This is a genomic window from Micromonospora aurantiaca ATCC 27029, assembly GCF_000145235.1.
Classification (GTDB): Bacteria; Actinomycetota; Actinomycetes; order Mycobacteriales; family Micromonosporaceae; genus Micromonospora; species Micromonospora aurantiaca.
Window position 1 is genome coordinate 3,966,283 of record NC_014391.1, and the last position, 13,962, is coordinate 3,980,244.

12 protein-coding genes are annotated in these 13,962 nt (G+C 74.0%); 8 read left to right on the plus strand and 4 right to left on the minus strand.

Going from position 1 to position 13,962, the window contains the following annotated elements:
• Positions 1-8: 8 nt before the first annotated feature.
• Complete coding sequence (locus MICAU_RS17635) at positions 9-1,352, minus strand: ABC transporter substrate-binding protein (protein ID WP_013286696.1); 1,344 nt, start codon at positions 1,350-1,352, stop codon at positions 9-11.
• Between the two features lie 97 nt (positions 1,353-1,449).
• Positions 1,450-2,496 (minus strand): LacI family DNA-binding transcriptional regulator, encoded by a 1,047-nt coding sequence (locus tag MICAU_RS17640; protein WP_013286697.1) that lies wholly within the window; start codon positions 2,494-2,496, stop codon positions 1,450-1,452.
• Positions 2,497-2,737: 241 nt separating this feature from the next.
• Here MICAU_RS17640 and MICAU_RS17645 point away from each other — a divergent pair, with 241 nt between their 5' ends.
• The 8 genes from MICAU_RS17645 to MICAU_RS17680 all read left to right on the plus strand — a co-directional run bounded on the left by MICAU_RS17645 (position 2,738) and on the right by MICAU_RS17680 (position 12,359).
• Entirely contained in the window at positions 2,738-4,066 is a 1,329-nt protein-coding gene (locus MICAU_RS17645) for a Gfo/Idh/MocA family protein (RefSeq protein ID WP_013286698.1), read from the plus strand.
• Positions 4,067-4,082: 16 nt separating this feature from the next.
• Positions 4,083-5,516, plus strand: a complete 1,434-nt coding sequence (gene uxaC, locus MICAU_RS17650) for a glucuronate isomerase (RefSeq protein WP_013286699.1) — start codon at positions 4,083-4,085, stop codon at positions 5,514-5,516.
• Positions 5,513-6,814, plus strand: a complete 1,302-nt coding sequence (locus MICAU_RS17655; RefSeq protein WP_013286700.1) for an enolase C-terminal domain-like protein — start codon at positions 5,513-5,515, stop codon at positions 6,812-6,814. Before uxaC ends, MICAU_RS17655 begins: the two co-directional genes overlap by 4 nt.
• On the plus strand, positions 6,805-8,289 hold the full coding sequence (locus MICAU_RS17660) for a mannitol dehydrogenase family protein (RefSeq protein WP_013286701.1): 1,485 nt from the start codon (positions 6,805-6,807) through the stop codon (positions 8,287-8,289). The genes MICAU_RS17655 and MICAU_RS17660 overlap by 10 nt, the downstream gene beginning before the upstream one ends.
• A 52-nt stretch (positions 8,290-8,341) precedes the next feature.
• Positions 8,342-9,508, plus strand: coding sequence for a Gfo/Idh/MocA family protein (locus MICAU_RS17665; RefSeq protein ID WP_013286702.1), 1,167 nt, complete (start codon positions 8,342-8,344; stop codon positions 9,506-9,508).
• 29 nt (positions 9,509-9,537) lie between these two features.
• Positions 9,538-10,881, plus strand: a complete 1,344-nt coding sequence (locus MICAU_RS17670) for a pectate lyase family protein (RefSeq protein WP_013286703.1) — start codon at positions 9,538-9,540, stop codon at positions 10,879-10,881.
• 286 nt (positions 10,882-11,167) lie between these two features.
• On the plus strand, positions 11,168-11,626 hold the full coding sequence (locus MICAU_RS17675; protein WP_041799039.1) for an ATP-binding protein: 459 nt from the start codon (positions 11,168-11,170) through the stop codon (positions 11,624-11,626).
• A 7-nt stretch (positions 11,627-11,633) separates the two neighbouring features.
• Positions 11,634-12,359 carry an HD domain-containing protein gene (locus MICAU_RS17680; protein ID WP_013286704.1) on the plus strand — a complete coding sequence of 242 codons (726 nt, stop codon included), beginning with the start codon at positions 11,634-11,636 and terminating at the stop codon, positions 12,357-12,359.
• A 514-nt stretch (positions 12,360-12,873) separates the two neighbouring features.
• On the opposite strand, the gene MICAU_RS17685 is transcribed toward MICAU_RS17680, so the two are convergent.
• Together MICAU_RS17685 and MICAU_RS17690 are read right to left on the minus strand one after the other, a co-directional pair.
• Positions 12,874-13,302 carry a barstar family protein gene (locus tag MICAU_RS17685; protein ID WP_013286705.1) on the minus strand — a complete coding sequence of 143 codons (429 nt, stop codon included), beginning with the start codon at positions 13,300-13,302 and terminating at the stop codon, positions 12,874-12,876.
• Positions 13,303-13,363: 61 nt separating this feature from the next.
• Positions 13,364-13,804: a ribonuclease domain-containing protein gene (locus tag MICAU_RS17690; protein ID WP_013286706.1), complete on the minus strand. Its 441-nt coding sequence runs from the start codon at positions 13,802-13,804 to the stop codon at positions 13,364-13,366.
• Positions 13,805-13,962: the final 158 nt, after the last annotated feature.

The following is a 13,962-nucleotide window of genomic DNA, read 5'->3' on the forward strand; positions in this document are numbered from 1 at the left end:
TCGTGGGGTCAGGCGATCGCGGACTTGCAGGCGGCGACGAACTGCTCCGCCGCCTGGGCCGGGGTGGCGCGGCCGTACTGGGCGTTCTCGGCGGCCTTGACCAGCTCGGACTTGACCTTGCTGTGCCCCTTGATCGGGACCTGGGGCGAGGCGCCGAACTTCTGCGCCAGGTCGGACTCGACCTGGATGGACTGCTTCATGGCCGGGTCGGTGGCGGTCTCGCTGACCTTGGCGCGCAGATCCATGTTCGACGGCAGACCGCGGTCGGTGCCGAGCAGCGCCACCGCCTCCGGGTCGTTGTTCAGGAAGTTGATCACATCGACGGCGACGTCCTTGTGCTTGCTGCCCTTGAACACCGACCAGTACATCGAGGCGCGCGCCCACTGCGCGCTCGGGTCACCCGGGTACGCGACCACGCCCAGTTCGTCCTTGGTGTTCTTCTTCAGGTCCGGCATCTGGTTGACCCAGACCCAGGAGGTGGCCGACTTGCCGGTGACCACGAGCTGCTTGGTGATGTCGCTGGAGTTGCCCTCGTGGATGACGTCAGGCGTCGGGGTGGCGCCCCGGTCCCGCGCGCCCTTCCACAGCTCGAACCACTTCGTCACGTCCTCGGCGGTGAAGCCGAGTTCCTTGCCCTTGTACAGGTCCTTGCCCTGCTGGCGCAGCCACACCCAGAGCGCCTTGTAGTCGGCGCTCGGGTCCTGGGTGCCGGGCACCTTCGTCTTCTTCGCCACCTGCTCGGCCCAGGCGATGTGCTCCTCCCAGCTCATCCCGGTGGTCGGCTCGGGCAGCCCGTTCTTGGTGAGCAGCGTCTTGTTGTAGACCAGGCCCTGCGTGTTCTCCCCAGCGGCGACCCCGGCGAGCTTGCCGTCGACCACGCCGTACTCCAGCAGGCTCTTGGGGAACTTCGACACGTCGAGCTTGCCGGAGTCGCGGTAGCTGCTCAGGTCGAGCGTGGTGCTGCGGCCGGCGTACTCGGCCAGGTAGTTGTCGTCGATCTGGAACAGGTCCGGCGGGTTGCCGCCGGCGGTCAGTGTGGCGAGCTTGTCGAAGTAGCCCTGGTTGGCCTGCCAGGTCTTCTCGAACGTCACGTCCGGGTGCTTCTTGGTGTAGAGGGCAAGGGCGTCCTCGGTGAGCTTGGCCCGGGCCTCTCCGCCCCACCAGAAGACGGAGAGCTTGACCGGGCCGCCGTCGCCGCCGGCTTCGTCGTCGCCGCAGCCGGCCGCGCCCAGGGCGAGGGGCACGGCGAGCGCGACGGCGGCCAGGCCGCGGACGAGTCGGCGTCGGGTCAGGGGGGTACGGTGATCCCGCCCGGCGGGTGCGCCGGCGGTGGGGGACGTTGCGGGGTGCATCTGCGCTCACTCCTCGGCTGTGGGAGGCGACGACGTCACCGGCGGCCGTCCGCGGGCCGCCCGGGTCCGCAAGGCTGTGCGGGCCCGGGCCACCTGCTCAGGCTCCGGTGCCGTCCCGGCCGGGCGCGGGGACGGGCCCGGTCGAGTCGCGGACGACCAGTTCGGTCTGGAGCATTACCTGTGCGGTGGTGCGACGGTCGCCGGCCGCCGCGCCCCGGCCCCGGGCGCCGCGTGGCGCGTCGGAGTCGAGTTGCAGCAGCATGTCGACGGCCGTCCGGCCGGCGGCCGCGGTCGGCGTGGCCACCGTCGTCAACTTGGGGCGGGTGAGCCGGCTCAGCGCGATGTCGTCGACGCCGACGACGCTCACGTCGTGCGGCACCCGCGCCCCGATCGCGTCCAGCCCTTCGATCAGGCCGATCGCCATCAGGTCGTTGTAGGCGAGCACGGCGGTGACGCCGCTGCGGCGTACCTGCTCGGCGAGCGCGCCGCCGCCGGTCTCGGTGGGCTGGTTGGGTCCGAGGACTGTCAGTTCCGCTCCCCCGCCCCGGGCGGCGGCGGTCGCGGCGCGGCGCATCTCCCGGGCGGTCCAGGAGCCGCGCGGGCCGCCGAGCAGCGCGATCCGGCGGTGACCGAGCCCGAGCAGGTGCTCGATCGCGGCCCGGGCGCCCTGCCCGACGTCCATCATCACGCAGGGCAGGCCGGCGATCTGGCGGTTTATCACCACCACCGGGACCTCGCGGCTGACCTGCTCGATCAGGCTGTTGCTCATCCGGGGGCTGCACAGCAGCACACCGTCGACCTGCTTGGCCAGGGCGTGGACCAGGTCCTCCTCGGCGACCGGGTCCTCGTTGGTGTCGGCCACGAACACGTGGTAGTCGCGGTGCCGGGCCTGCCCCTCCGCCGCCTTGATCAGCGGCGGGAAGAACGGGTTGGCGATGTCGGCCACGATCAGGCCGATGTTGTGCGTACGGCCGGTGATGAGGGCCCGGGCGGCCCGGTTGGGCCGGTAGCCGAGGTCCTCCGCGCAGGCCAGCACCCGGACCCGGGTCTCCGGGTTGACCAGGTGCGGGGCCGAGAACGTCCGGGACACGGTGGAGATGTGCACACCGGAGGCGCGGGCGACGTCCCGGATGGTGGCTGGCACGGCGGGCTCCCTCGTCCGATGTGGTGGGCGTCACGGGTGCCGCCCATTAATGCAAACGGTTGCGCCCGTGTCAACGGTCCATTGTTGCGGCTCGATTGCGCCGGCGTTCCCGCCACGTGCATGAATGCCCATCAACGGGGATGGATAGGACGGCTTGGGCGGCAACCGTTGACGACGCATCCACCGTCATGGTTTCTTCGGCTGCAAACCTTTGCAGCCGACTGCCGGGGAGGCCGACGTCATGTCACCACCGGCCCGGAAACGGGTCCGCCACGCCCTGGTGGGTGCCGGGGCACGCGCCGAGATGTTCGTCCGTGCCCTCGCGCTCGACCACGCCGACACCGCCGAGCTGGTCGCGCTCGCCGACGTCAACCAGATCCGGATGGACGCCCACAACCGCTGGCTGGCCGAGCTGGGCCACCCGCCGGTGCCCACGTACGCCGCCGCCGACGTCACCGCCATGCTCGCCAAGGAGCGGGTCGACGTGGTGCTGGTGACCAGCGTCGACGCCACCCACGACGAGTACGTGACGGCGGCGCTGCGGGCCGGCTGCGACGTGGTCGTGGAGAAGCCGATGACTGTCGACGCGGAACGGTGCCGGCGCATCCTGGACGCGGTCGCCGAGACCGGCCGGCGCGTCACCGTCGCGTTCAACTACCGCTACAACCCGCTGCACGAACAGTTCCGGCGGCTGCTGGCCGACGGCGCGGTCGGCGAGATCGGGTCGGTGCACTTCGAGTGGCTGCTCGACGTGCGCCACGGCGCCGACTACTTCCGCCGCTGGCACCGGGACAAGTCCGTCTCCGGCGGCCTGCTCGTGCACAAGTCCGGCCACCACTTCGACCTGGTCAACTGGTGGCTGGACGCCCGCCCGGTCGAGGTGCACGCGTACGGCCGGCTGTTCTTCTACGGCGAGGACGGCCGCCGGCACGGCTACGCCCGCGACTACGACCGGGCGCACGGCTCCCCCGCCGCCGACGGCGACCCGTTCGCGCTGCGCCTGGCCGACCACCCGAGGCTGCGCGAGCTATACCTCGACGCCGAGGCCGAGGACGGCTACCACCGCGACCGCAACGTCTTCGCCCCCGGCGTGACCATCGAGGACGACCTCGCGGTGCTCGCCCGCTACGACACCGGCGCGACGATGACCTACCACCTCACCGCGTACGCCCCCTGGGAGGGCTACCGGGTCATGGTCAACGGCAGCCGGGGCCGCCTCGAACTGGAGGTGACCGAGAGCGACCACGTCAGCCCGTCCGTCGCCGGTGCCCTCAAGGGCGCGGCGCTGCACGGCGACGAGGCCGCCGTCGAGCAGGGCGCGGCCCGGCTCACGCTGCGCCCGTTCTGGGCGCCGCCGCAGGAGATCCCGGTCGAGGGCTGGACCCGGCGCGGGCACGGCGGCGCGGACGCCCGGATGACCCGGGTGCTGCTCGGCGGCGAACCCGACCCGCTCGGCCGGGCGGCCACCGCCCGCGACGGCGCACTCGCCCTGCTCACCGGCCTGGCCGCCAACCGCTCGCTGGAGACCGGCGCGCCCGTCCGGGTCGCCGACCTGCTCACCCTGCCCTGACCGAGGAGCCCTCGCTGTGCCGATCATCCCCCGCGGCGACCTGCTGCTGCCCGCCGAGCCCGGGCTGCGCGCCCTGGCCCGCGAGCTGTACGCGCTCGCCGCCGAGCAGCCGCTCATCTCCCCGCACGGGCACGTCGACCCCGGGCTGCTGGCCGAGGACCAGCCGTTCCCCGACCCGGCCCGGCTGCTCATCGTGCCCGACCACTACCTGACCCGGATGCTGCTCAGCCAGGGCGTACCCCCGGCCGACCTGGGCGTGCCGAGCGTCGACGGCAGCCCGGTGGAGACCGACGGGCGGACCATCTGGCGGCGCTTCGCCGCGCACTGGCACCTGTTCCGCGGCACCCCGTCGCGACTGTGGCTGGAGCAGACGTTCCGGCACGTGTTCGGCGTCGACACGCCGCTGAGCCCGGCCACCGCCGACGCCGTCTACGACGCGCTCGCCGCGCGCCTGGCCGAGCCGGGCTTCCGGCCCCGGGCGCTGTTCGAACGCTTCGGCATCGAGGTGCTCGCCACCACCGAGTCACCGCTGGACGACCTGGGCCGGCACGCCAAGCTCGCCGCCGACGGCTGGGGCGGGCCGGGCGGCCGGGTGGTCACCACGTTCCGCCCCGACGACGTGGTGGACATGGAGTTCGACAACTGGGCCGCGAACGTGGACCGGCTCGCCGAGGTCTCCGGCGAGGACACCGGCACGTACGCCGGATACCTCGCCGCGCTGCGGGCACGGCGGGAGGCGTTCGCCGCCGCCGGGGCCACCTCGTCCGACCACGGGCACCCCACCGCCCGTACCCTCGATCTCAGTCCCGCGCAGGCCGCGGCGCTGTACGACAAGGGCCGGCGCGGCCTGGCCGACGCCGCCGACGCCGAGGCGTTCCGGGCGCACATGCTGCTGGAGTTCGCCCGGATGTCGCTCGACGACGGCCTGGTCATGCAGCTGCACCCCGGCGCGGTCCGCAACCACAACCGCTGGCTGCACGCCCGGCACGGCCGCGACGTGGGCGGCGACGTGCCGCAGGCCACCGAGTACGTGCACGGCCTCGCGCCGCTGCTCGACGCGCACGGCAACGACCCCCGGCTCACAGTGGTGCTCTACACGCTCGACGAGGACACGTTCACCAGGGAACTCGCCCCGCTCGCCGGCGGGTACGCGGCGCTGCGCCTCGGCGCGCCCTGGTGGTTCCTGGACTCCCCCGAGGTGCTGCGCCGGTTCCGCGAGGCGGTCACCGAGACCGCGGGCTTCTACAACACCGCCGGGTTCGTCGACGACACCCGCGCGTTCTGTTCCATCCCGGTACGCCACGACGTGGCCCGCCGGGTCGACGCCGGATTCCTCGCCCGCCTCGTCGCCGAGCACCGGCTGACCGAGAACGAGGCCGCCGAGACCATCGTCGACCTGGCGTACCGGCTGCCGAAGCAGGTCTTCAAGTTCGGAGGTGGGCCCGCATGACCACAATCGTCGACGTCGAGGTGCACGACGTGCGCTTCCCCACCGCCGCCAGCGGCGACGGCTCGGACGCGATCAACAGGGGCGACTACTCGGCCACGTACGTGGAGCTGACCACCGACGGCGGGCCGACCGGCACCGGGTTCACGTTCACCAACGGCCGGGGCAACGAGATCACCTGCGCGGCGGTCCGCGCACTCGCCCACCACGTCCGGGGGCGCACCGTCGCCGAGATCGCCGCCGAACCCGTGGCGTTCTGGCGCTCGCTCACCGCCGACGTGCAACTGCGCTGGCTCGGCCCGGAGAAGGGCGTGATCCACATGGCCACCGGCGCGCTCGTCAACGCCGTGTGGGACCTGCGCGCCAAGCTCGCCGGCAAGCCGATGTGGCGGTTCCTCGCCGAGGCGCCCACCGACGAACTGGTCGCGACAGTCGACTTCCACCACATCACCGACGCGCTCACCCCCGACGAGGCGGCGGCCATCCTGGACAAGGGACGCGACGGGCTCACCGACCGGCTGGCCGCGCTGGAACGCGACGGGTTCCCCTCGTACACCACGTCGGTGGGCTGGCTCGGCTACCCGGACGAGCAGGTGCGCGCGCTGACCCGCGACGCGTACGCGCAGGGGTGGCGCGCGATGAAGATGAAGGTCGGCGGGCGGATCGAGGACGACCTGCGGCGGGCCCGGATCATCCGGGCCGAGATCGGCCCGGACGCGCTGCTCATGATGGACGCCAACCAGGTGTGGGACGTGGACGAGGCGATCGCCGCGATGGGCGTGCTCGCCGAGGTCGACCCGTACTGGATCGAGGAGCCCACGCACGCCGACGACGTCCTCGGGCACGCCCGGATCGCCCGCGCGGTCACCGAGCTGACCGGCGGCCGCTGCCGGGTCGCCACCGGCGAGGTCGCCGCCAACAAGGTGATCTTCAAGCAGCTGCTCCAGGCCGAGGCGATCGGCGTCATGCAGGTCGACGCCTGCCGGGTCGGCGGGGTGGACGAGGTGCTCGCCGAACTGCTGCTGGCCGCGAAGTTCGGCGTGCCGGTGTGCCCGCACGCCGGCGGCGTCGGCCTGTGCGAGTACGTGCAGCACCTCGCGATCTTCGACTACCTGCGGGTCGGCACGAGCCTGGACGGCCGGATGGTCGAGTACGTCGACCACCTGCACGAACACTTCACCGACCCGGTCCGCACCCGGGGCGGGCGCTACCTGCTGCCCACAGCGCCCGGATACAGCGCCACCATGCGTCCGGAGTCGATCGCGGAGTTCCGCTTCCCGGAGGGACCGGCATGGCGCTGACCCCCGACCGGCTCGGCCTGGCCACGCTGCGCCACCTGCCGCCGGAGTCCCGGCCGCTGGTGCGCCCCGGCACCGTGCCGGCCGGCATCGTCCACCTCGGTCTCGGCGCGTTCCACCGCGCCCACCAGGCCGTGCACACCGAGGCGGCGGTCGGCGCGGCCGGCGGCGACTGGGGCATCATCGGCGTCGCGCCGCGCAGCACCGACGTGGTCGAGGCCCTCGACGCACAGGACTGCCTGTTCAGCGTCACCACGCTCGCCGCCGAAGGCGCGGCCACGCGGGTGGTCGGCGCGCTCGCCGGGGTACGGCACGCCGCGAGCGACCCGGACGCGGTGGTCGGCCTGCTCGCCGACCCGGCGATCCGGGTGGTCACGCTGACGGTGACCGAGAAGGCGTACCGGCTGGACCCGGTGACCGCCGCGCTGACAGTGGACGCGGACCTGACCGCCGACCTGACCACCGGCCGTCCCCCGCGTACCGTGCCGGGTCTGCTGGTCCGCGGGCTGCTCGCCCGCGCCGCCGCCGACGCCGGGCCGATCGCGCTCGTGAGCTGCGACAACCTGCCCGCCAACGGACGGCGGCTGCGCGGTCTGGTCGAGCAGTGCCTTGCGCTGGCCCGGGTGCCGGACGCGACAGCCGAGCGGGTGCTGGCGGCGGTGACCTGCCCCGGCACCATGGTGGACCGGATCGTGCCGGCCAGCACCGACGAGACCCGGGACACCGCCCGGCAGGCGCTCGGCGTGACCGACCTCGCGGCGGTCGCCGCCGAACCGTGGTCGCAGTGGGTGATCGAGGACGACTTCCCCGGCGGCCGTCCGGCCTGGGAACGCTCCGGTGCGATCCTCACCGGCGACGCCGGGCCGTGGGAGCGGCTGAAACTGCGGGCGCTCAACGGCGTGCACTCCGCCACCGCGTACCTCGGTGCGCTCGCCGGCGCGGAGACGGTGGCCGAGGCGCTGACGCTGCCGCACCTGGACGCGGTGCTGCGGCGGCTGCTCGCCGAGGAGATCGCGCCGAGCTTCACCCCGCCGCCCGGCGCCGACGTGGCCGACTACGGGGAACAGGTACTGGCCCGTTTCGCCAACCCGGCGATCCGGTACCGGACGACGCAGGTCGCCATGGACGGCTCGCAGAAGCTGCCGCAGCGGGTGCTGCACACCGTCGCCGACCTGCGGGCCGCGGGCCGGTCGGCGCGGTGGAGCGCGCTCGTGGTGGCCGCGTGGCTGCGGTTCCTGCTCGGGTACGCCGACGACGGGCGGCCGCTGCCGCTGGACGACCCGCTCGCGGACCGGCTGCGCGCCGCGCTGGCCGCCGGAGCGCACACCCCGGCCGGGGTGGTGGACGCGGTCTTCGCACTGCGCGAGGTGTTCCCGGCCGACCTGGCCGCCGACGACGAGTTCCGCGCCGACGTGACCGGCTGGCTCACCGCGCTGGAACGCCACGGCGTCCGGGCCACGCTGGCGGGCGCCCGGTGACCGGCGGCGTGCCGGGGACGCCCGGCGGGCGGCGACCGGGCGGGGGCCGCTGGTGAGCGCCGGCGGCCCGCCGCGGGTGGCGCTGATCGGGGCGAACGGGCACGGCCGCTGGCACCGCCGGGCCATCGCCGAACTGCACGCGGCCGGGCGTGCGCGCCTTGTCGCGCTGGTCGACGTCCGCCCGCTGGAGGCCGAACCGGACGCGCCGGTCCCACCGGAGGCGGCCGTCCTCACCGATCACCGGGTCATGCTCGCCCAGTCCCGGCCCGACGTGGTGGTGATCTGCACGCCGCCGCACACCCACCTGCCGATCGCGCTCGACGTACTCGCCGCCGGGGCGGACCTGCTGCTGGAGAAGCCGCCGGTGCTCGACCTGGTCGAACACCGGACGCTCGCCGAAGCCGCCGCCGCTGCCGGCCGGGCCGTGCAGGTCAACTTCCAGGCGCTCGGCTCGGCCGCGCTGACCGAACTGACCGGCGCGCTCGGACGGCTCGGTCCGGTCACCGGCATCGCCACGCTCGCCGCCTGGCAACGCCCGGACGCCTACTACGCCCGCTCCCCCTGGGCCGGGCGACTGTCGGTCGACGGCCGCCCGGCGCTGGACGGCGCACTCGCCAACCCGCTCGCCCACGCGCTGATGCAGTGCCTCGCCGTCGCCGAATCGGTCACCGGCGCGCCGGTCCGCCCGGCCCGGATCGAAGTGGAGCGCTACCGCGTCCGCCCGATCGAGGTGGACGACACCAGTGTGCTGCGGCTGACCCCGCACGCCGGGCCGCCGGTGCTGGCCGCGCTCACCCTCGCCGCCGAGGAACACGTCCCCGGGGAGGTGCTGGTCACCGGCGAGCGGGGCCGGGCGGTGCTGGAGTACCCGACCGACCGGCTGCGGCTACCCGGCGACGACGCGCCACGCCCGGTGCCCGGCCGCCGCGGGCTGCTGGCGAACCTGCTCGACCACCGCACCGACGGCACGCCGCTGATCGCGCCGCTGGCGCGCACCGAGCCGTTCACCGCGGTGCTGGACGCGCTGCGGGACGCACCCGTTCCGACGCTGCTCGACGGGGACCTGGTGCGCGAGGCGGGCGACGGCCCGCAGCGGGTGCGGATGGTGCGGGGCGTCGGCGCGGTGCTGCGGACCGCCGCGGAGACCGGTGCGCTGCCGTCGGAGGCGGGCGTGCCGTGGGCGGTCAAGCCCTATGTGGTGGATCTACCCGTGCAGTGAATGTCCCTCCAGGAGAACGGAAACGAGTCATGCGTACCCGAACCGCAGCCGTCGCGGCGCTGGCCGCCGCGCTCGTCCTCACCACCGCCGCGCCCGCGCCGGCCGCACCTGGTAAGCCGTCCCGGGCCGCCGAGCTGATCGGCCGCCAGACCCTCCCGGCGAACGACGGCTGGGCCGCCGCGGGCACCGGCACCACCGGCGGGTCGGCCGCCGCGCCGGACCGGGTACACGTCGTGCGTACCCGCGCCGAGCTGGTCGCCGCGCTCGGCGGCGACAACGCCACGAACGCCGCCGACGCCACCCCCAAGATCGTGTACGTGGCCGGGACAGTCGACGGTTTCGAAGGACCGGACGGCACCCTGCTGGACTGCGCCGACCTGGCCGACCCGGAGTACTCGCTGCCCGCCTACCTGGCCGCGTACGACCCGGCGACCTGGGGCCGGGTCAACCCGAGCGGACCGCTGGAGGCCGCCCGGGTGCGTTCGGTGGCCGAGCAGACCCGGCAGACGCAGATCAACGTCGGCTCGAACACCACTATCGTCGGGCTGCGCGGCGCGCGGCTCACCGGCCTGACGCTGATGATCGACCGGGTGGCCAACGTGATCGTGCGCAACATCGAGTTCGCCGACGCCCGGGACTGCTTCCCGGCCTGGTCCCCTGCCGACGGCGACACGGGCAACTGGAACTCCCAGTACGACCAGATCTCGGTGCGCCGCAGCGAGCACGTCTGGATCGACCACAACACGTTCACCGACGGCGACAACCCGGACAGCGCCCAGCCCGTCTACTTCGGGCGGCCCTGGCAGGTGCACGACGGCTCGGTGGACGTCACGCACACCGCCAGCCTGGTCACCGTGTCGTGGAACCGGTTCACCGGCCGGGACAAGGTGATGCTCATCGGCTCGTCGAACACGGTCGGCCCGGACGTGGGCCGGCTCAACGTCACCGTGCGGCACAACCTGTTCGACGGCACGCTGCAACGGCTGCCCCGGGTCCGGTTCGGCCAGGTCGACGTGCACGAGAACCACTACCGGCTCGGCGGGCCCGGCTTCGCGTACGCCCTCGGCGTCGGCGTGCAGTCCGCGCTGTACGCGGAGAACAACTTCTTCACGCTCACCGGCGACACCGGCCCCGCCGACCTGCTGTACGACTGGGGCGGCACCGCGCTCACCGAGCGGGGCAGCTGGGTCCGGCAGGGTGACCGCCTGCCCCGGCCGGTGGACCTGCGCGCCGCGTACAACGCCGCCCACGACCCCGACCTCGGCGGCGACGCCGGGTGGACGCCCACGCTGCGCGCCGCCCGGCCGCTGCCGGCCCCGCTGGTCCCGTTCGTCGTCGACGCCTTCGCCGGCGCCGGGCGGCTGCCGCTCTGACCTGCGCCCGAGCCCGCACGCGCACCAGCTCGACGCCGTCGGGGCAACCGCGACCGCTCGTCCCGGGCCGGCGTCCCCTCGGGGGGGGTCGCCGGCCCGCCGCGTTGCCGCCTCTGCCGGGCCGCAGGCTGACACGCCGCCCCCGATGCGCAATGATCACGTTTGACGGACACCGCCGCCGGGGGAATGAATCGGCGGCCACCGGGGACAACAGGGTGAGAATCAGGCGGTGACAGCGCGAGTGGGCGCCCAGGTCCGGGGACGGGCACGGGACGGAGGGCCGGACGTGACGGGTGGGACATCCGGCGACGTCGGCCCGGTCCTCACCATCGACCTGCCGGCCGACCCGGCCCGGCTCGCCGCCACCCGGGAACGGTTGCGCGGCTGGCTGCACGACCGGGGCGTGAGTGAGTGGGACGTCGACACCGTCCTCATCGCCACCGGTGAGGCGTGCGCCAACGCCATCGAGCACGGCTACCGCTTCGCCCGGGAGGGCATCACCACGCTGCGGGCCGAGCTGCGCGGCGACCGGCTGGAGATCGAGGTACGCGACCGGGGCGGCTGGCGCGCGGCCGACGGCGACGACACCGGCGACCGCGGCCGGGGACGGCTGATCATGGCGCGGGTGATGGACGAGGCCACCATCGTCGGCACGCCGGAGGGCACCTGCGTACGCCTGGTCAAGCGTCTCACCGGCGACGTGAGCGGCCCGGCGGACGCCGGATCTAGCGAAGATCAGCTATAAGGGACGCATGGAGTTCCCCGCGTACCTCGCCACCATGCCGATGCACGCGATCACCGAGATCCACGGTGAGCCCGGGCTGCTGGCCCGGTTCCGGCTGGAGATCGAGGCGTTCGACGAGGCCGCCCGCGACCGGCTGACCGAGGCGCTCGACCTGGCTGCCGACCTGCACCGCGACGACCGCCGGGTACGCGAGCCGTACCTCAACCACCTGCTGCGGGTGGCGATCCGGCTGATGCACCACTACCAGGTGCGGGACGTGGACGTGATCGTCGCCGGGCTGCTGCACGACGCGGTCGAGGACCACCCCGCCGAACTCGCAGGGCTCGACCCCGAGTCGGCAGCGGACGCCACGCCGGCGGCGCTAGACGCGCTGTCCGACCGGTTCGGCGCGCGGGTCGCCCGGCTGGTCGCGGCGGTCACCAACCCGGCGTACGACCCGGGGCGGGACCGCGACGAGCAGTACCGGGAGCACGTGGCGGCCAGCCTGGAACGGGAACCCTGGGCCCGCGTGATCAAGGTGTCCGACTTCACCGACAACGGCGTGGGCGTGATCCACACGATCGGGCCGAAGGTGACCCGCGCCGCCACCAAGTACCGCCCGCTGGTGCCGGTCTTCCGCGACCTGGTCGCCCGGCCTGACACGCCGCTGTCGGCACCGGTCAAGCAGCACATCCTCGCCCAGCTGGACCTGGCCGAGGAGCGCTTCAGCGCCATCCTCGACCAGCCCGCCTGACCCCACCCGGTCCGGCGTGTCCCGCCCAGGCCGCCGACGCGACCCGCGCCCTCACCACCCGGCTCGCACTCACCCTCACCTTCGCCACTTCCCCGAACCGGCGCCCGGCCCACCACCACCGCGAAGTGGCGACAACCTCACCCAGCGGACCCCGCCACTCCCCCGAACTGGCGACCGCCCACGCCACCACCCCGAACTGGCTGCATCCCCACCGACCGGACCTCACCACCACCCCGAACTGGCGCCCGGCCCGCCACTACGGCGAAGTGGCGGCATCCCTCCCCACCGAACCCCACCACCTCCCCGAACTGGCGATCGGCCCACCACCTCCCCGAAGTGGCCGCATCCCCACCCACCAGACCCCCACCACCACCCCGAACTGGCACCCGGCCCGCCACTACGGCGAAGTGGCCGCATCCCCACCCACCAGACCCCCACCACCTCGCCGAGCTGGCGGCCATGCTCACCGCACGAGGTCGCCGCTTCGGGGAGGTGGCGGCGAAACGGCACCCGGTCAGCCGGTTGCGGGAGGCGGGGCGCCCACCCGCCCGCCGAGCACGGCGGCCACGCGGTCACGCAGGGCGCGCAGTCGGTCCGGGTCGTCGCGCAGGACCACCCGCAGCGTCTCGTGCCCACCGGCGGCGACCGCGCCGAGCACGTCCAGCAGCGTGCCGAGCTGGGCGGGCGGCTCGTCGGCGAGCAGGTCCGCCGCGTCGGTCACGACCAGCGTCAGCGGACCGGAGTCGAGGCGGTCTGCGAGCGCGTCGGCGAGGGCGTCCCAGTTGCGGCCGTACCAGCCGGGCAGCGCCAGTGACCCGGCCAGCGTCTCGTGCAGCCCGGCGCGGGTGCGGCTGGCCGCGCCGGAGACCGGCACCCCGTGCGGCTCGGGCGGCGCGCCGTCGTACACGAGCCAGGCCGGCGGCTGCGGGGACGCTGCGCCCATGATCCGTCCTTTCCCGACGGCGCCGACCGGGCGTAGCGGGCCCGGCCGGCGCCGAGGCTGCTCAGAGCCGGTAGAAGTTGGCGTAGTGGTCGGGCGAGAACCAGGTCGCCCCGGTGCTCTTGTTGACCACGATCCGGTACGCGTCCCGGGAGGCGTTGCAGGCGCGCGGGTAGACGTCGTACTCGTAGTAGGTGGCGCCGGCGGGCAGCTGACCCTCGTAGTTGTAGAACCGGCCGCCGGCGAAGTTGCACTGGCCGCCGCTCCACGAGTACCAGCCACGGCTGGTCGGGAAGCTCTTCGCGGACCAGCCGGACCGCGCGGTGCGCGCGTCGGCGCAGCGGGACTGCGTGCAGGAGCCGTAGACGGCGGCCGCGGCGGGTTCGGCGAGGCGGGTGGAGACAGTGGACGGTGCGACGAGCGCCGCGGCGGCCACGGCGGTGACCAGGGCGGACGCGGCGAGGGCGCGGCGCACGCGGGTGACGGCGGCACGGAACGGGGTCAAGGGATCCTCCTTGAGCGAGCCGGCAGGGCATCGACCAACGTCGTTCGCTGGTCGCCGCTCAGTCTGTCGAGGATCCTGCCCGCGGTACAGCCCCGATCCGGCGACGGCGCCCCGAACCCCGGGTGAACACACGATGGCGGGTGCGGACGGACGACCCG

Coding starts and splice junctions, on each gene's coding strand:
- MICAU_RS17635 (WP_013286696.1), bottom strand. CDS start 1,352: ATGCACCCCGCAACGTCCCCCACCGCCGGCGCACCCGCCGGGCGGGAT.
- MICAU_RS17645 (WP_013286698.1), top strand. CDS start 2,738: ATGTCACCACCGGCCCGGAAACGGGTCCGCCACGCCCTGGTGGGTGCC.
- MICAU_RS17655 (WP_013286700.1), top strand. CDS start 5,513: ATGACCACAATCGTCGACGTCGAGGTGCACGACGTGCGCTTCCCCACC.
- MICAU_RS17660 (WP_013286701.1), top strand. CDS start 6,805: ATGGCGCTGACCCCCGACCGGCTCGGCCTGGCCACGCTGCGCCACCTG.
- MICAU_RS17670 (WP_013286703.1), top strand. CDS start 9,538: ATGCGTACCCGAACCGCAGCCGTCGCGGCGCTGGCCGCCGCGCTCGTC.
- MICAU_RS17680 (WP_013286704.1), top strand. CDS start 11,634: ATGGAGTTCCCCGCGTACCTCGCCACCATGCCGATGCACGCGATCACC.
- MICAU_RS17685 (WP_013286705.1), bottom strand. CDS start 13,302: ATGGGCGCAGCGTCCCCGCAGCCGCCGGCCTGGCTCGTGTACGACGGC.